The 17,276-nt window shown below is 73.5% G+C and carries 15 protein-coding genes; 5 read left to right on the forward strand and 10 right to left on the reverse strand.

The features are described 5' to 3' along the window. Positions 1-12: 12 nt before the first annotated feature. Positions 13-903, reverse strand: coding sequence for a leucine-rich repeat domain-containing protein (locus O2W20_RS22560; protein ID WP_269173683.1), 891 nt, complete (start codon positions 901-903; stop codon positions 13-15). 174 nt (positions 904-1,077) lie between these two features. Continuing rightward, entirely contained in the window at positions 1,078-3,300 is a 2,223-nt protein-coding gene (locus O2W20_RS22565; RefSeq protein ID WP_269173682.1) for a diguanylate cyclase domain-containing protein, read from the reverse strand. A 242-nt stretch (positions 3,301-3,542) separates the two neighbouring features. Between O2W20_RS22565 and O2W20_RS22570 the strand changes: the two genes are divergently transcribed. Beyond that, complete coding sequence (locus tag O2W20_RS22570) at positions 3,543-4,760, forward strand: 3-deoxy-7-phosphoheptulonate synthase (RefSeq protein WP_269173681.1); 1,218 nt, start codon at positions 3,543-3,545, stop codon at positions 4,758-4,760. A 12-nt stretch (positions 4,761-4,772) separates the two neighbouring features. Here O2W20_RS22570 and O2W20_RS22575 read toward each other — a convergent pair whose 3' ends face one another. Next, positions 4,773-5,069, reverse strand: coding sequence for a hypothetical protein (locus O2W20_RS22575; protein WP_269173680.1), 297 nt, complete (start codon positions 5,067-5,069; stop codon positions 4,773-4,775). Positions 5,070-5,321: 252 nt separating this feature from the next. Between O2W20_RS22575 and O2W20_RS22580 the strand changes: the two genes are divergently transcribed. Continuing rightward, complete coding sequence (locus O2W20_RS22580; RefSeq protein WP_269173679.1) at positions 5,322-7,691, forward strand: excinuclease ABC subunit UvrA; 2,370 nt, start codon at positions 5,322-5,324, stop codon at positions 7,689-7,691. Positions 7,692-7,716: 25 nt separating this feature from the next. On the opposite strand, the gene O2W20_RS22585 is transcribed toward O2W20_RS22580, so the two are convergent. The 6 genes from O2W20_RS22585 to O2W20_RS22610 are packed head-to-tail and all read right to left on the reverse strand — an operon-like array spanning position 7,717 to position 14,993. Then, positions 7,717-8,409, reverse strand: a complete 693-nt coding sequence (locus tag O2W20_RS22585) for an IclR family transcriptional regulator (RefSeq protein WP_269173678.1) — start codon at positions 8,407-8,409, stop codon at positions 7,717-7,719. A 56-nt stretch (positions 8,410-8,465) separates the two neighbouring features. Further along, positions 8,466-9,914, reverse strand: coding sequence for an aldehyde dehydrogenase family protein (locus O2W20_RS22590; protein ID WP_269173677.1), 1,449 nt, complete (start codon positions 9,912-9,914; stop codon positions 8,466-8,468). Positions 9,915-9,964: 50 nt separating this feature from the next. After that, a complete protein-coding gene (gene fahA / locus O2W20_RS22595) occupies positions 9,965-11,161 on the reverse strand; it encodes a fumarylacetoacetase (protein ID WP_269173676.1) in 1,197 nt (398 codons plus the stop codon). 14 nt (positions 11,162-11,175) lie between these two features. Then, positions 11,176-12,396 (reverse strand): homogentisate 1,2-dioxygenase, encoded by a 1,221-nt coding sequence (locus O2W20_RS22600; protein WP_269173675.1) that lies wholly within the window; start codon positions 12,394-12,396, stop codon positions 11,176-11,178. Between the two features lie 16 nt (positions 12,397-12,412). Further along, positions 12,413-14,023 carry an FAD-dependent monooxygenase gene (locus O2W20_RS22605; RefSeq protein WP_269173674.1) on the reverse strand — a complete coding sequence of 537 codons (1,611 nt, stop codon included), beginning with the start codon at positions 14,021-14,023 and terminating at the stop codon, positions 12,413-12,415. Between the two features lie 7 nt (positions 14,024-14,030). Next, entirely contained in the window at positions 14,031-14,993 is a 963-nt protein-coding gene (locus O2W20_RS22610; RefSeq protein ID WP_269173673.1) for an MBL fold metallo-hydrolase, read from the reverse strand. A 189-nt stretch (positions 14,994-15,182) separates the two neighbouring features. On the opposite strand from O2W20_RS22610, the gene O2W20_RS22615 reads away from it, so the two are divergent. Next, on the forward strand, positions 15,183-15,581 hold the full coding sequence (locus O2W20_RS22615; protein WP_269173672.1) for a YidH family protein: 399 nt from the start codon (positions 15,183-15,185) through the stop codon (positions 15,579-15,581). Next, positions 15,578-15,922, forward strand: a complete 345-nt coding sequence (locus O2W20_RS22620; RefSeq protein ID WP_269173671.1) for a DUF202 domain-containing protein — start codon at positions 15,578-15,580, stop codon at positions 15,920-15,922. The genes O2W20_RS22615 and O2W20_RS22620 overlap by 4 nt, the downstream gene beginning before the upstream one ends. A 13-nt stretch (positions 15,923-15,935) precedes the next feature. Here O2W20_RS22620 and O2W20_RS22625 read toward each other — a convergent pair whose 3' ends face one another. Continuing rightward, positions 15,936-16,448, reverse strand: a complete 513-nt coding sequence (locus tag O2W20_RS22625; RefSeq protein ID WP_269173670.1) for a hypothetical protein — start codon at positions 16,446-16,448, stop codon at positions 15,936-15,938. A 371-nt stretch (positions 16,449-16,819) separates the two neighbouring features. Between O2W20_RS22625 and O2W20_RS22725 the strand changes: the two genes are divergently transcribed. Next, on the forward strand, positions 16,820-17,276 hold a 457-nt coding region (locus O2W20_RS22725; protein WP_331254136.1), incomplete at its 3' end, for a sigma-70 factor domain-containing protein.

A 17,276-nucleotide genomic window follows, 5' to 3' on the forward strand; every position in this document is an offset into this window, starting at 1 on the left:
CCGATCGGGGGTTCAGGCCAGTCCGTTGACGCTGATGCCGGCCGCGCGCAGGTCGTCCAGGCCGGTCATGCCGGTCGGATCGGTCTCGTCCAGCCCCAGGTTGACCAGCGTCCGGACCTGCACGAGCGGGGTGAGGTCGGTGAGCGGGTTGGCGCCCAGCTGGAGCTCCTGCAGCAGCGGCGCATCGGCCAGCCCGCGGACGTCGGCGATCTGGTTGCCGAAGAGGTCGAGGACCAGCAGCGTGGGGACGGTGCCCAGCGGTGCCGGGTCGACGATCCGGTTCCGTGCCAGCCGAAGGGTGTCGAGGTTCGGCAGCCCGGCCAGCGGGGTGACGTCGATGATCGCGTTGCCGGAGAGGTCCAGCATCCGGAGCGCGTCATGGCCGGCCAGTGGGCCGATGTCGGTGACCCGGGCGGCTGCCACGCCGAGGGCGTTGAGGGTGGTCACCTCGGTGAGTGGCGTCAGGTCGCCGATCGGGTTCTGGGACAGGCCGAGGTCGAACAGCGCGAGGCCGGCCAGGGGCGCCAGGTCGCTGACCGTGTTGTCCGTCAGCGTCACCGTGCCCAGCTGGGACAGGTCGGCCAGCGGTGTCAGGTCGCTGATCTCGTTGTGGGGTGCGTCCAGGACGTTCAGGGTCACCAGCCGTTGGAGGCCCTCGAGTGACCGGATCGGTCCGAGTGCGGAGCGCTGACCATCGCAGTGCAGCTCCCGGACGTCGCCGAGGTCTGCGGCCGAGACGCCCACGGTCGCGTCGGACAGGCCGGCCGCGGCGGCCACACACGCAGCCAGCGCAGGGTCGGCGATCACCTGCTCCACCGGCTGAGCGGGCTCTCCCAGCTGCTCGTCAGCGGGTGCGGCGCAGGCGGCGAGCCCGGTCAGCAGGGTCAGGCAAGCGCCGGCCACTGACCGGCGAACCGGCCTGGATCGTGTCCTGTAGATGGTCGTACCTCCTGCTGGGAGGCCAGGACCCGGCGTCTCCTCCCGGCGGTCGACTCGCCACCTGGGCGCTCGTCGGCGGTCCTGCCCGCACGGGCGACCGATGGACGAGCCGTCGTGGGTGGCGGGCACAGACGCTGCTCAATCCCGACGGTGCGCCGGCCCGCGCTTGGTCCGGTACATGGCGGCGTCCGCGCAGGCGAGGAGCGATGCCGGTTCGTCGGCGTCGGCGGGGAAGACCGCGGCGCCGGAGCTGGCGCGGATCCGCAGCACCGTCCCGGGCAGCTGGAGCGGCGTGTCGAGGGCGGCTCGCAGGTGCTCCTGGACCCGCTGGACCATCTCCTCCGCGGTGGGCCGGCCGGCGTCGTCCGGCCGAGACCCGCCGGGGAGCCCGGCGAGGACGACCAGGAACTCGTCGCCGCCCAGCCGGCCCAGGAGGTCGCCGGCGCGGACGGCCGAGCGCAGGCGAGCGGCCGCCCCGACGAGGGCGGCGTCGCCGACGGCGTGGCCGAAGCGGTCGTTGACCGCCTTGAAGTCGTCGAGGTCCAGCAGCACCGCCGCCACGCTCCCGCCGTTGCGGCGGGCGCGGCGCAGCTCCAGGTTCAGGTGCTCCAGGACGTGCGCCCGGTTGGGGAGCCCGGTGAGCTCGTCGTGGTGGGCCAGGTGCGCCGTCCGCCGCTCCCGGTCGACCCGCGCGGTGACGTCGAACTGGCTGCCGATGAGGTGGGTGACCTCGCCGTGGGCGTCCCGGACGGCGCTGATGTGCATCTCGTTCCAGAACGCCGATCCGTCCCGCCGGTAGTTCAGCAGGACCGCGTCGACGTCCCGGCCGGCGACGAGTCGCCGCCGGATCGGGTGGACCTGGTTGCGGTCGGTGTCCTGTCCCTGCAGGAAGCGGCAGTTGCGGCCGAGCACCTCCGCCTCCTGGTAGCCGGTCAGCCGCAGGAACGCGGCGTTCGCGTAGACCAGGGGCTGGTCGGGGCGGCGGGCGTCGGCGATGACGATGCCGTTGCTCGCGACCGAGACGGCTCGCAGCATCAGGTCCGGCAGCTCGGCCTCGGTGACCCGCGGGACGGGGTCGCCGGCTGCGGGGGCGGGGCGCGGCGCGGGGGCCGTCCCGGTGGCCGCCGGGCGGGTCTTCTCCAGCAGCAGCCCGGCCGCCTCGAGCACCCGTGGCCGGTCGTAGGTGAGCACGTAGTCGAGCCGGCGACCGGCGGCGCCCGACCCGGTCCGGTCGCCGCGTTCGTCCAGCGGGACCTCGCGGGCCGCCAGCGCGGCCGCGAAGTGCGGGCTCACCACCGTCACGACCCACTGGTCGGTCAGCGGGTCGTCGGCGTCCAACGCGGTGCCCACCACGCCCGGCGCGGGCTCGTCGGGCATGCCCGCTCCGGTCACCGCGGTCAGCGCGGTCAGCCGGCCGAGCGTCTCGTACCGACGGCAGGTGCGCGCGCTCATGAGATCGGCGTGCTGGAAGTTCGCGAGGACGACGGTCTGCTCGTCCAGCAGCAACGCCTGGCGTTCGACCTGGCGGGTCATCGAGGCCAGCAGCGGGATCCCGGCCCGCTGCGGCTCCGAGGCCGCGGCGAGGACGGCGAACGGGGTGACCGGAGCGGGGACCCCGGCGCCGTGCGCAGGGGGGAGCGGCCGCAGGGGCAGGGCGCGCATGCCGGTCGTGGGCAGCTCTCCGGGACGACCGAACATCCAGCCCTGACCGAGCCGTGCGCCCATCGCCAGCGCGCGCTCCAGGTGTTCCTCGGTCTCGATCCCCTCCGCCAGGACGAGCGCGCCGGAGCGCTCGGCGTCGGCGCGCACGGCGTTGACCACGGCAGCTGCCTGCAGGCTGGTGCGGCCGCGCACCAGCGCCAGGTCCAGCTTGATCACGTCCGGCCGCAGGAACGACACCAGAGCGAGCCCGGCCGGCTCGGCGCCGACGTCGTCCAGCGCCACCCGCCAGCCGATCTCACGGGCGCCCCGGGCGCCGCGGAGGAGGTCGGCGGGGCGTTCGAGGAGGTCCCGCTCGGTCACCTCCAGGACCACCTGCACCCCGGCCGGGGTGAGCTCCTCGAGCTCCGCCAGGTCGCTGCGGGACAGGGTGGACAGCGTCGCCGGCTCGATGTTCACGAACAGCGTCGTGGGCTCGGCCCCGGTCGCCACCCCGCACAGCGCGGCGCGCAGGCAGGCGGTGTCCAGCGCGGCGGTCGTGCCGGCTGCGGCGGCGGCCGCGAACAGCTCGGTCGGGGACTCCGGTGACCCGGCCCCGCCCCGGGACAGTGCCTCCACTGCCACCAGCGCGCCGTCGGACAGGTCGACGATCGGCTGGAACAGCGACCGCACAGCGTGCCCTTCGCACACCTGTTGGGTCATGGGTCGAGCCTTCCACGCCGGACGGGTCGGCGCGGGTCGTGGGGCCGCACCGATCCGGCGGGCGCCGGCTGCGGTGCAGGTGGGCGCCGGAACCCCGCTGCAGCGTTCCCGCTGGTCGGCCCCGGTACCCCGAGGGGAGGCCTGCGTCCCCCGCTCCGGGATGCTGTGCTCGTCAGCCCCGCCGGGTGCGGGCGCGGCCCCGCCCGGGGTGCTGGCTGATCGGAACGACGGAGGAGACCCCCATGCCGGCTGACCAGCTGCTGGACGAGGCCACGCGGATCGCCGATGCGCTGCTCGACGTCCAGACCCAGGTGAACGCCCAGATCGACGCCGCACTGACCGAGCTGCTGCCCGGGGTGCAGCAGCGACTCGGTGCCGCGCCGGCGCCGGACATCGACGTGAGCGACCTGGGGAACGCCCGGATCACCGGCCTGAGCGTCGTCGTCACCCCGGCCGCGGTGGCGACCGTCGTCCCGCTGTCGGCGGAGTCGGCCGCCACGACCCGGGACGCGCGCCGGGTCACGGCCGCCATCGTGGGCGGCGCCGACGACCGGCTGGCCGTCATCGCCGGCCCCTGCTCGATCCACGACCCGGCCGCCGCCCTGGAGTACGCCGCCTTCCTCGCCCGGATGCGCGCGCGGCACGGCGCGGACCTGGAGATCCTGATGCGGACCTACACCGAGAAGCCGCGGACCGAGGTGGACTGGAAGGGGTTCGCCTACGACCCGTTCCTGGACGGCTCCAGCCGGATCAGCGTCGGCCTCGTGGCCACCCGGATGCTGATGGGCGCGATCACCGCGCTGGGCGTCCCGGTGGCAGCCGAGCCGCTGAACGCGCTCACCCCGCAGTACGTCGACGGGCTGGTCACCTACAACGGCGTCGGGGCCCGCAACGTCACCGACCAGACCGCCCGGGAGCGGGTGTCCGGCTTCTCCTCCGTCGTCGGCTTCAAGAACTCCCCGGAGGGCAGCATCGACGTGGCGATCCAGGCCGTGCTGACCGCGCGGGCGCCACACCAGTTCCTCGGCGTCGACCACCACGGCGTGAGCGCGCAGCTGTCCACGAGCGGCAACGACACCGGCCACGTCATCCTGCGCGGCGCCAAGGACGGCCCCAACTACTCGGCCACGCACATCGCCGCCACCAAGCGGGCGCTGGCCGCCCGCGGCCTCCCGGAGGTCCTCGTCGTCGACGCCTCGCACGGCAACAGCCAGAAGGACCACCGCCGTCAGGTAGAGGTCGTCCACGACCTGGCCGGGCAGGTCGCCGGCGGTGAGCAGGCGATCCGCGGGGTGATGATCGAGAGCAACCTCGTGGCCGGGCGGCAGGACCTGGACCAGCGGCACCCCGAGCGCCTGGAGCACGGCAAGAGCGTCACCGACGCCTGCGTCGACCTCAGCACCACCGAGGAGCTGCTGGCGGAGCTGGCCGAGGCCTCCCGGGCGCGGCGCGGGGCCTGACCGGCAGCGGGGTCAGGCGGTCGACGCGAGCCGCCCGGCCAGGGTGACGTCGACCGTCAGCACGCAGGGGAGCCGGTGCAGCCGGGCGGCGACCAGGTCGACCTCTCCGGGGGCGGCGATCAGGTCGAGGCCGATCGTCCACCGCCCGTCGCCGGTCTCCTCGGCCGACAGGCGGGTGAAGCCGTGCCGGCGTCCGGTCAGCACGGTGAGGACGCGCTGCAGGCCGATCGCGTCGGTGACGACGACGCGCAGCTTGGCCGCGTCGTGGGAGGTGCGGTGGTCGTGGACGGCGCTGTGACGGGTGGGCATGAGTGCCTCCGGGCCGGGTGGCCCTGGTCAGCGGGAGAGCGACCTCGACCGACGTGCCCTCGGACCCACCGGCGCGAGAGTCAGTCGCCGAGGGGCCCGCAGGGAATCAGCTGCCCGGTCACACCGAGCACGCTAGCCCGGGAGTGGCCTGTACCACAACCACCGGGGATCCGGCAGGCACGCAGGGCATCCGCGGCCGGGGGTTCTGCGGCAAGCTGCCCCTGACCCGCGCCGCCGCCGCAGAGGAGAGACGTGAGCACCGCACCGGAGCACGCCGCTGACCGTCACGACCGGATCCGCGTGCTGGGGGCGCGGCAGAACAACCTCAAGGACGTCAGCCTCGAGCTGCCGAAGCGCCGGCTGACGGTGTTCACCGGCGTCTCCGGCTCGGGCAAGAGCTCGCTGGTGTTCGGGACGATCGCGGCGGAGTCGCAGCGGCTGATCAACGAGACCTACAGCGCGTTCGTGCAGGGGTTCATGCCGACGTTGGCGCGGCCGGAGGTCGACCTCCTCGACGGGCTGACCACCGCGATCATCGTCGACCAGGAGCGGATGGGCGCCAACCCCCGCTCCACCGTCGGCACCGCGACCGACGCCAACGCGATGCTGCGCATCCTGTTCAGCCGGCTCGGGACGCCGCACGTCGGCCCGCCCACGGCGTTCTCCTTCAACGTCCCGACGCGGAAGGCGAGCGGGGTGATGAGCAGGGAGAAGGCGGGTGGCCGGGTCGAGAAGGCCGTCGTGAAGGACGCCGTCTACCTGGGCGGCATGTGCCCCCGCTGCGAGGGCATGGGCTCGGTCTCCGACTTCGACCTCACCGCGCTGTACGACGAGAGCAAGTCACTCGCGGAGGGTGCGCTGACGGTGCCGGGCTACAGCATGGACGGCTGGTACGGCCGGATCTTCGCCGGCGCCGGCTTCGACATGGACAAGCCGATCGGCAAGTACGGCAAGAAGGAACTGAACGACCTGCTCTACAAGGAGCCGACCAAGATCAAGGTCGAGGGCATCAACCTCACGTACGAGGGCGTGATCCCGAAGATCCAGAAGTCGATGCTCGCCAAGGACGTCGAGGCGATGCAGCCGCACGTCCGCGCCTTCGTGGAGCGCGTGATCACCTTCCAGACCTGCCCCGAGTGCGACGGGACGCGGCTCACCCCGGAGGCCCGGTCGTCGAAGGTCGCGGGGAAGGACATCGCCGAGCTCTGCGCGATGCAGATCAGCGACCTCGCCGGCTGGGTCCGCGCGCTCGACGAGCCGTCGATCGCCCCGCTGCTGACCGGTCTGCGGCACCTGCTCGACTCGTTCACCGACATCGGGCTGGGCTACCTCTCCCTCGACCGGCCGGCCGGCACGCTGTCCGGGGGCGAGGCCCAGCGGACCAAGATGATCCGCCACCTGGGGTCCTCGCTCACCGATGTCACCTACGTCTTCGACGAGCCGACGATCGGCCTGCACCCGCACGACATCGAGCGGATGAACGACCTGCTCCTGCAGTTGCGGGACAAGGGCAACACGGTGCTCGTGGTCGAGCACAAGCCCGAGACGATCGCGATCGCCGACCACGTCGTCGACCTGGGCCCCGGCGCGGGCACCGGCGGTGGTGAGGTCGTCTTCGAGGGCACCGTCGAGGGGCTGCGGACCAGCGGCACGCTGACCGGCCGGCACCTGGACCACCGGGTGTCCCTGAAGTCCTCGGTGCGCACCCCCACCGGGGCCCTCGAGGTGCGCGGCGCGAGCACCCACAACCTCCGGGACGTCGACGTGGACATCCCGCTCGGCGTGCTGGTGGTGCTCACCGGGGTGGCGGGGTCGGGGAAGAGCTCCCTGGTCCACGGTTCGGTCGCGCCCCGGGACGGCGTGGTGGTGGTCGACCAGGGGGCGATCCGCGGCTCGCGGCGGAGCAACCCCGCGACGTACACCGGCCTGCTCGACCCGATCCGCAAGGCGTTCGCCAAGGCCAACGGCGTCAAGCCGGCGCTGTTCAGCGCCAACTCCGAGGGCGCCTGCCCCACCTGCAACGGGGCCGGGGTCATCTACACCGAGCTCGGCGTCATGGCCACCGTGGCGTCCCCCTGCGAGGAGTGCGAGGGGAAGCGGTTCCAGGCCGCGGTGCTGGAGCACACGCTGGGCGGCCGGGACATCGCCGAGGTGCTGGCGATGCCGGTCGCCGAGGCGGAGGAGTTCTTCGGCGCCGGCGAGGCCCGCACGCCGGCCGCGCACAAGGTCCTCGACCGCCTCGCCGACGTCGGGCTGGGCTACCTCACCCTCGGCCAGCCGCTCACCACGCTCTCCGGTGGGGAGCGGCAGCGGCTGAAGCTGGCCACCCAGATGGCGGAGAAGGGCAGCGTCTACGTCCTCGACGAGCCGACCACCGGCCTGCACCTCGCCGACGTGGAGAACCTGCTCGCCCTGCTCGACCGGCTGGTCGACGGCGGCACGTCGGTGGTGGTCATCGAGCACCACCAGGCGGTCATGGCGCACGCCGACTGGATCATCGACCTCGGCCCCGGCGCCGGTCACGACGGCGGCCGGATCGTCTTCGAGGGGACGCCGGCCGACCTCGTCGCGGCCGGCAGCACCCTGACGGCCGAGCACCTCGCCGCCTACGTCGGCAGCTGACCCCGGCCGGGTGAGCGGCCCGGGGTCAGCGCAGGACGGCGGCGACCTTCCCGGCGGCGGTGACCACGGCGCGGCCGACCTGCTCGACGTCGCTGTTCTCGTCCACGAACACCACGGCGAGCGCCGCGCGGGCCCCGCCGTCGGGGCCGAGGACCGGCGCGGCGATCGACCGGATGCCGGGGATCACCTCGCCGTTCGAGCTGGCCCAGCCGGTGCGGCGCGCCTGCTGGAGCGCCGCCCGGTCGCCGGCTGCCGGTGGCTCCGGCATGAGCAGGGCCAGCCCGGGGGCGCCGCGGCCGACCGGGTGCCGGGTGCCGGGCCGGTAGGTGACGTGCGCCCGGGTGTCCTGGGGCTCGACGCTGGTCACCGTCACCGCCTCGTCGCCGGCCCGCACCACCAGGAACGCCGTCATGCCCAGCTCGGTGGACAGCTGGTTGAGCCGGGGGAGCGCAGCGGCGTTGAGGTCCGTGCGCACCCCGCGGGCCAGCGCGGCGATCCCGAGCCCCAGGCCGTAGTGGCCCAGCGGGTCGCGCTCGACGAGCTGGTGGTCCTCCAGGGTCCGCAGCAGCCGGTAGGTGATCGACCGGTGCAGGTCCAGGGCACGGCCGATCTCGGTCACCGGCTGCGGGGTGCCCGCACTGGCCAGGTGCTCGAGGATCCGGATGCCGCGGTCCAGCGTCTGCGACTGCGGAGCACCCCCGCTGTCGTTCGCTGGCATCGCCGTCCCCCTGTGGTCGTGGTGGTCCACCCTAGGCCGCGGGCACCGCCGCGGCCTCAGCCGTTGATCACCTGGGGGACCGCCACGGCCTTGAGGCCCTCCGCGCCGAACTCGAGTCCGTAACCGGACTTCTTGTGGCCGCCGAAGGGGATCATCGGGTGTACGCCGCCGTGCGCGTTGATCCAGACGGTGCCGGCCTCCAGCCGGGCGGCGACGGCGCGGGCCGCGTCCCGGTCGTTGCTCCAGACCGAGGCGCCCAGGCCGACGTCGAGCCGGTTGGCCATGGCGACGGCGTCCTCGAGGTCGTCGTAGCGCACGATCGGCAGCGCCGGCCCGAACTGCTCCTCGGCCACCAGCGGGTTCTCATCGTCGATGTCGGCGACCAGGGTGGTGGGGTAGAAGTGGCCGGGGGCGTCGGTGTCGGGGTCGCCACCGGTCAGGATCGTGGCGCCGGAGTCGCGGGCGGCGTCGACCAGGCGGGTCACGATGTCGTACTGGGCGCGGTTCTGCAGCGGGCCGAGCACGTTCTGCTCGTCCAGGCCCCGGCCCATCGGCATCGCCTTCGCCACCTCGACCAGGGCCGCGCAGACCTCGTCGTAGACGTCGGTGTGCACGTACAGCCGCTTGAGCGCCGCGCAGGTCTGGCCGGTGTTGATGAAGGCGCCCCAGAACAGGCCCTCCGCGATCGCCTTCGGGTCGACGTCGGGCAGCACGATCCCGGCGTCGTTGCCGCCGAGCTCGAGGGTCAGCCGCTTCACGGTGTCCGCCGAGCTCTTGATGATGGCCTGGCCGGTGGCGGTGGAGCCGGTGAACATGACCTTGTCCACGTCGGCGTGGCTGGACAGCCGCGCACCGACGTCACCCTCGCCGGCCACGCCGGTGAGGACGTCGGCGGGGAGGACGCCGTTGAGGACCTCCAGCAGCGCCAGCACGCTCAGCGGGGTGTGCTCGGAGGGCTTGACCACCACGGTGTTGCCCATCCGGAGGGCGGGGGCGACCTGCCAGATCGTGATCATCATCGGCCAGTTCCACGGCCCGATGGCGCCGACGACGCCGACCGGTCGGTAGTGCAGCTCGGCGTGGGTGTCCCCGTCGTCGACGACGGTCTCCACGGGCAGCTCGGTGGCGGCGGTGGCCCGCAGCCACGCCGAGCAGGCGCCGACCTCGAACCGGGCGTTCGGGCCGTTGAGCGGCTTGCCCTGCTCGCGGGACAACAGCTCGGCCAGCGGCTCGGCCGCGGCGTCGATCGCATCGGCGGCGCGCAGCAGCAGATCGATGCGCTCGGAGTCGGCGCGGGCCGCCCAGGCCGGCTGGGCGGCGCGGGCGGTGGCCACGGCGCGGTCCACGTCCTCGGCGGAGCCGAAGGCGACCCGGCCGACGACCTCGCCGGTGGCCGGGTCGAGGACCTCGCGGCCGTCGGGGTCGGTGACGGCGGCCAGCAGGCGCTCGTACGTCGGGGTGTCCGCGTCGGTGTCAACGGGCGTGGCAACTGTGGGAGTGGTCATCGTCGGCCTCTCGGGTTGGGGTGGTGCAGTGCGGGCAGGGGACGGTGCGGTCAGCGGGCCGGTTCGACCCGGCCGGTGACCTCGCCGAAGGCGATGCGGGTGCCGTCGGGGCCGGGCGCGGTGGCGGTGATGACCACCTCGTCGCCGTCCTCGAGGAAGGTGCGGGTGGAGCCGTCGGCCAGGGTCAGCGGCTCCTTGCCACCCCAGGACAGCTCGATGAACGAGCCGCGCTGGTCCGCGCGGGGGCCGGACACCGTGCCGGAGGCGAACAGGTCGCCGGTGCGCAGCGACGCCCCGTTGACGGTCATGTGCGCCAGCTGCTGGGCCGGTGTCCAGTACATGAGGTCGAACGGCGGCCGGCTGAGCACCTCGCCGTTGAGCCGCACCTCGAGACTGATGTCCAGCCCCCAGCGCTCGCCGTCGTCCCGCAGGTAGGGCAGCGGCTGCGGGTCACGGGCCGGCGGGTCGACGCGGGCCGACGCCAGCGCGGCCAGCGGCACGACCCAGGGGGAGACCGAGGTGAGGAAGGACTTGCCGAGGAACGGGCCCAGCGGCACGTACTCCCAGGCCTGCAGGTCGCGGGAGGACCAGTCGTTGACCAGGCAGACGCCGAACACGTGGTCGGCGAACCGGCCGACGGGCACCGCGGTGCCGAGCTCCGAGCCCGCGCCCACCACGAACCCGACCTCGGCCTCGATGTCCAGCCGCTGGGAGGGCCCGAAGGTCGGGGCGTCGTCGGCCGGGGCCTTGCGCTGACCGCAGGGGCGGACGACGGGGGTGCCGGAGACGGCCACCGTGCCGGCCCGGCCGTGGTAGCCGATGGGCAGGTGCTTCCAGTTCGGGGTGAGCGCCGCGGAGTCCGGGCGGAACATCTTCCCGAGGTTCTCCGCGTGGTGCTGGGAGCTGTAGAAGTCGACGTAGTCGGCGACCTCGATCGGCAGGTGCATCGTCACGTCGGCCCGCGGCAGGAGGTGCGGCTCCACGGCCCCGCGGTGCGCGGAGTCGGTGAACCAGTCGACGAGCTGGGCGCGCAGCGCCGCCCAGGCCGCCGGCCCCTGCGCCAGGAAGGCGTTGAGCGTGCCGGTGGCGTGCACGTCGTCGCCGGTGGCCGCGGCGAGGTCCAGCACCTGGTCGCCGATCGCGACACCCGTCCTGGGCGCCGTGCCCGCGGTGGAGAAGACGCCGTGCGGCAGGTTGGCCAGCCCGTAACCGGTGTCGGCGGGCAGGTCCAGCCAGCTGTCGGTCACGCCTGTCGCTCCGGTCACGCCGACGGCCCGCGGCCGGACCAGGACCAGGCGTACTTCCCGTCATCGGAGGCGACGCCGGCCTCGCCGAGGTCCAGCGGCCGGAAGGTGTCGACCATGACGGCGGTCTCGTCGAAGTAGTCGGCGCCCAGCGAGCGCTCGACCGCGCCCGGCTGCGGGCCGTGGCTGTGCCCACCGGGGTGCACGGAGATCGAGCCCTTGCCGATCCCGGAGCCCTTGCGGGCCTCGTAGTCGCCGGCGACGTAGAACATGATCTCGTCGGAGTCGACGTTGGAGTGGTAGTAGGGCACCGGCACCGCGAGCGGGTGGTAGTCGACCTTGCGGGGCACGAAGTTGCAGATCACGAAGTTGCTGCCCTCGAAGACCTGGTGCACCGGCGGCGGCTGGTGCACCCGGCCGGTGATCGGCTCGTAGTCGGCGATGTTGAAGGCGTACGGGTAGAGGCAGCCGTCCCAGCCGACCACGTCGAAGGGGTGCTCCGGGGTCACGTGCACCGTGCCGGCCAGCCCGCCGGGGCCGTTGCCGCGGTGCTTGACGTAGACCTCGACGTCGGTGCCCTCGGCCATCAGCGGCTCGGTGGGGCCGCGGAGGTCGCGCTCGCAGAACGGGGCGTGCTCCAGGAACTGCCCGTACTTGGAGAGGTAGCGCTTGGGCGGGGCGATGTGGCTGTTGGCCTCGATGGCGTAGGTGCGCAGCGGCTCTGTGCCGGATGCCGAGGTGCCGGTGGGGACCCAGCGGTGGGTGACGGTGCGCGGGATGATCACGTAGTCGCCCTGGCCGACCTCCAGCGCGCCGAAGGAGGTCTCCACGATCGCCGACCCGCGTTCCACGTAGACGCACTCGTCACCGGTGGCGTTGCGGTAGTACGGGCTGGTCAGCGAGCTGACGGCGTAGGAGATCCGCACGTCGGCGTTGCCCAGCACCAGCCGGCGCCCGGTCACCGCGTCGGTGGCCTTGTGCTCCTCGCCGGGGAAGAGGTCGTGCAGCTTCAGGTGCCGGGGCACCAGCGGGGCGTTGGGGGTCAGCGTCTGGTCGGGCAGCTCCCACGGCCGGGCGTCGACCAGCGCCGACGGGATGCCGGAGTGGTAGAGCAGCGAGGAGTCCGAGGAGAACCCCTCCTCGCCGACGAGCTCCTCGGAGTACAGGCCGCCGTCGGGCCGGCGGTGCTGGGTGTGCCGCTTGGGTGGGACGCTGCCCACCTGCCGGTAGAACGCCATCGCGGGACCTCCTTGGTCAAGCAGGGACGGGGGAGAGGGCGGGGGTGGAGAGCAACCGGGCCACCGCCGGGGCGACGTCGGCGGGGCGGGTGAGCACGGCGGCGACGTGGGCGTCGGGGCGGAGCACCCAGGTCTCGTCGGGGCGGAGACCCAGCGCCTCGCGCAGGGTGCCGTCGGGGTCGAGGTCGCGGACCCGGTGCACGGCGACCGGCAGGCCGCCGGGCGGCTGCTCGGGCAGCGGGGGCAGCGCGGCGTCGTCCCCGACCAGCACGGTCACCCCGGCCCGGGCCAGCTGCCGGAGCCGGACGACGTCCGGCCGGCCGGAGACGGTGACCGGGGCGTCGGGCGCCAGCACCCCCGGCGCCGGCACCGGGACGTCGCCCCGCACCGGCCGGCCGGGGAACGGGCGCCGGTCGTCGGGGGTGGTGAGCGGGGAGTCGACGTACCAGAAGGGCTCCGCCAGACGGCCGGAGTCGACCTCGGCCCGGGCCGCGGGATCGGTGGTGGCCCGCTCGAGCACCGTGAGCCGGTGCTCGGCCTCCGCCGGGGTGCCCGGCACGAGGAACCGCATGGTGGCCCCGGTGACGTCCAGGTTCTCCACGGCCGCGGCGTGGCGCTCGTCGTGGTAGCTGTCCAGCAGGCTCTCCGGCGCCCAGCCGTGCAGCACGAAGGCGAGCTTCCAGGCCGCGTTCTCGGCGTCCAGGACCCCGGAGTTCAGGCCGCGGGCGCCGAAGGGGGAGACCAGGTGGGCGGCGTCCCCGGCCACGAGCACGCGCCCGACCCGCATCCGGTCCACGACCCGGGAGTGGAACCGGTAGACCGACTTCCAGACGATCTCGTAGGGCCGGTCGCCGATGACCTGGCGGATCCGCCGGTCCAGCCCGCCGGAGGCCTCCTCGGCGGCCAGGTCGAACTCCGGCGGCACCTGCCAGTCGATCCGGAAGGTGGAGTCCGGGCAGGGGTGGATGAGCACCTGGCGGCCGGGGTTCCACTCCGGGTCGAAGTAGAAGCGCCGCTCGGTCTCCCAGCCGGGGAGGTCGGTGCGGATGTCGCAGATGAGGAACTGGTCGCCGAAGGTCTGCCCCTCGAAGGTCAGGCCCAGGGCCGAGCGGACGACGTCGGCGCGGGGGCCGGCGCAGGCGACCGCGTAGCTGCCGGCCACGGTGGTCCCGTCGGCGCAGGAGACGGACACCCCGGCGTCGTCCTGCGCGATGCCGGTGACCTCGTGGTCCCAGCGCACCTCGATCAGCGGCTGGGCGGCGATCGCTGCGTCGAGCAGCTCCTCGGTGAGGCACTGCGAGACGTTGACGAACGGCGGGAAGGGGGACCGCCCGCGGTCGACGAACTCGAAGCTGAACAGCTCGTGGTCACGGTGGAAGGTCCGGGCGGTGGTCCAGGTGACGCCGCGGCGGGCGAGCTCCGCCCCGACGCCGACGGAGTCCCAGACGTCGAGGACGTCGCGTTGCTGGCAGATCGCCTTGCTGCCGACCAGGTCCCGCTCGGGGCGGCCGTCGAGCACGACGACCGACAGGCCCCAGCGGGCGAGCAGCAGGGCGGTGGTCTGGCCGACCGGGCCGCACCCGATGACGACGACCGGCGCCGTCGCGGGGTTCTCGGGGATGGTCATCTCCGGATCAGCCCTGCAGCTCGTCCCACACCTGGCGGTCGCGCTCGGCGGTCCAGATGACGGGGCGCTCGATGCCGCTGAACTCGTCCCAGAGGCGCTGCACGTCGAAGGGCAGGCAGTGCTCGAAGATCGGCCAGTGCCCGAACTTGGGCGCCAGGGCCGCGTGGGTGGCCTCGAACGCCTCCTTGAGCGTCCCGCCGGCGCGGTGCGCGGTGCCGACCGTCTCGTGCATGGTGGTGAGGAAGGCGCGGGTCTGCTCGATCGCGGCGTCCACCTCGTCACGGCCGCGGGCGATGGCCCCCCGGCCGCCGATGAGCTGCTCGGCGCCGAGGGCCTTGATCCGGTCGAGGGTGCCGGTGGCCCAGTCGAAGTGGAAGGCGTCGCCGGTGTAGAGCGCGGCCTGGGACTCCACGAGGTCGCCGGCGAAGAGCACCTTCGTCTTCGGCAGCCAGGCCACGATGTCGCCCTCGGTGTGGCCGCGGCCCAGGTGCTCCAGCACCAGTTCGCCGCGGTCGCCGCCGAGCTCGATCGTCAGCTTGTCGCGGAACGTCATCGTCGGCCAGGTGAGCCCGGGGATCGACTCGGGCTCCTCGAACAGGCGCGGCATCCGGCCGTACTCGCTCTCCCAGTCCTGCTGGCCGCGCTCGGCGATCAGCCCCTTGGTCTGCTCGGAGCTGACGATGACCTCGGCGTCGAACGCGCTGGCGCCGAGCACCCGCACGGCGTGGTAGTGGCTGAGCACCAGGTAGCGGACCGGCTTGTCGGTGTGCTCGCGCAGCTTGGTCAGCCAGCGGCGGGCGGCGACCGGGGTGGCCAGCGCCTCGAAACAGACGAGGAAGTCCTCGCCCTCGATGGCGCCGAGGTTCGGGTCGCCCTCGGCGGTGAGCGCGTACACGCCGTCGGCGAGCACCTCGAGGGTCTGCTCCTTGACGCCGAGGTCTGCGGATGAGGCGAAGGGCTTCGCGGCCATGAGAGCTCCCGTGCACGGTGGATGCTCGCTCGCATATCGAGCGATGCGTTCTCTTACCGGCTCAGCGTAGTGGCCTTGTGGTCTGGGACACAACCTCTTCGGTGAGCTTTGGACGAGGTCGTACGCCGCTGCAGCCGAGCGCGGCAGTCGGCGTGCGAGCATCGCCGGGAGCAGGCGCCGGGACCTGCCGTGGACGAGGGAGTCGAGCGCGTGCCGGACGAGGCGCCCACGGTCCATCGCTTCCCGAGGCGGGTCTACGGAGCCGGGCGGGAACCGGACCCGCGGTTCAGCCTGGCGAACGAGCGCACGTTCCTGGCCTGGATCCGGACGTCGCTGGCGCTGGTCGCCGCCGGGGTGGCCCTGGAGGCGTTGGAGCTGCCCATCGCGGAAGGTCTGCGGCTGGCCAGTGCGCTGGTCTTCATCGTGCTCGGCCTGCTCGCCCCCGCGCAGGCGTGGCTCGGCTGGGCGGCCACCGAACGGGCGATGCGGCAGGACCGTCCGCTGCCCGCGCCGCGGCTGGGCGTCGTGCTGGCGGTCGGCACCACGGTGGCGGGGGTCTTGGTCCTCGCCGGCCTGCTCCTGCGGTGACGCGCGGCTCCGACCCGGTCGTCGACCTCGGGCTGCAGGCCGAACGGACGGCGTTGGCCTGGCAGCGGACCGCGCTGGCCATGGCGGTCGGTGCCCTCGTCGCCGGGCGGCTGGCCGTCCCCGCGTTCGGCGCCGTCTCCCTGGTGGTGGTCGTGCTGGGCGTGGTCCCGGCGGTGGTCGTGCTGGAGGTGTCCCGCCGCAGGTACCGCGCCGTCCACGACGCGCTCCGCACGCGGGGAGACCTCGCGGCGATCCGATCGGCCGGAGGCCCCATTGCCGCCCTCAGCTGCGCGGGCCTGATGGTGGCGCTGGTGGCGCTGGCCTTCGTCCTGCTCCGCTGAGGCGGGGGTCGGACTACTCGGCCGTCTCCTCGATGATCGTCGCCAGGAGGAAGGCCTCGTCCTCCCACTCCTCGTACTGCTCGTCCTCCAGGTCGATCCCGAGCTGCGTCTCGACCTCCGCGACGTCGAACTGCTTGGCGGCGGTGGCTGCCACGGTGACCAGCAGGCCCGGCTCGAGCCCCACGATCTCGTCGGCGGCCACGACCAGGGCCGGTTCGACCGACTCGTCGCCGGGGCCGACGAGGGTGAAGGAGGTCGGGCTCAGCACCTCCTCGACCCGGCCGAGCAGGGTGACCTCGGTGCCCGCGTAGACGTCGACGTCGTTGGCGAACTCCTCGTCGTACTCACCGGTGTAGGGGTCGGTGAAGTCGTCCTCGCCCCGGATGTCGGAGACGTCGGTCTCACCGACGGCGAGACTCCCGTCGCGCTCGTCCTCACCGCCACAGCCGGACAGGGCGAGGAGGAGGGCGGAGGCGACACCCAGCAGGGGCGTGCCGGTGATCGGCTTGCCGCGGGACGACAGCATGACGGGACTCTCCTCGAGGGTGGGTCTGGCGAGGTGCGGACGGCTCCGTCCACCCTTCCCACCGCGACCACGGGGCCAAACCGGTCCGCCGTGTCGCCCGGATGCGTGGTGGGCGGACGGGGCCGCGACCCCGCCGGGCGGGGACCGAGCACAGCGGCGGAGCGCCTTCCTCCCTCGGGCGAGGGTTGCTCCCCTCGTACCGACGCCTACCATGGCGTTGATCCGTTGGCGGCCCGGGCGACCGACTGCTGCGCCAGGCAGTCGCCCGGGCCGCCGACAGGTGCCGGTGCTGCCCTGCACCTCACCCCCCGGCCTCTCCGCCACCCGTCCCCGGTGTGCGATGCCGACTGGCATCGTCAGGAAAGGCGAACATGAGCATCACCGACATGAAGGACCCGGCCATCAAGGACCAGGCCCCCACCGCCGACACCGACCAGGCCCCCACCGCCGACACCCCGCCGCCCATGACGGCAGCCGACGTCATCACCACGGCCGCGCCGGCCGAGGAGGAGACGACGGAGGACACCGACGGCGGCGCCGCCGCGGCCGCGTCCGAGTGGGACGACGAGGAGGACACCCTCGCGCTCCGCCAGGCGCGCAAGGACGCCGAGCTCACCGCGTCCACCGACTCCGTCCGCGCCTACCTCAAGCTCATCGGCCGCGTGAAGCTGCTCACCGCCGAGGAGGAGGTCGACCTCGCCCGGCGGATCGAGGCAGGCCTCTACGCCGGCCACAAGCTGCACGAGGCGATCGAGGGCGGTGGGAAGCTCGCCACCCAGCTGCGGCGTGACCTGACCTGGATCGTCCGGGACGGCGAGCGCGCCAAGG

Source organism: Modestobacter sp. VKM Ac-2982 (assembly GCF_026967935.1).
GTDB lineage: Bacteria > Actinomycetota > Actinomycetes > Mycobacteriales > Geodermatophilaceae > Modestobacter.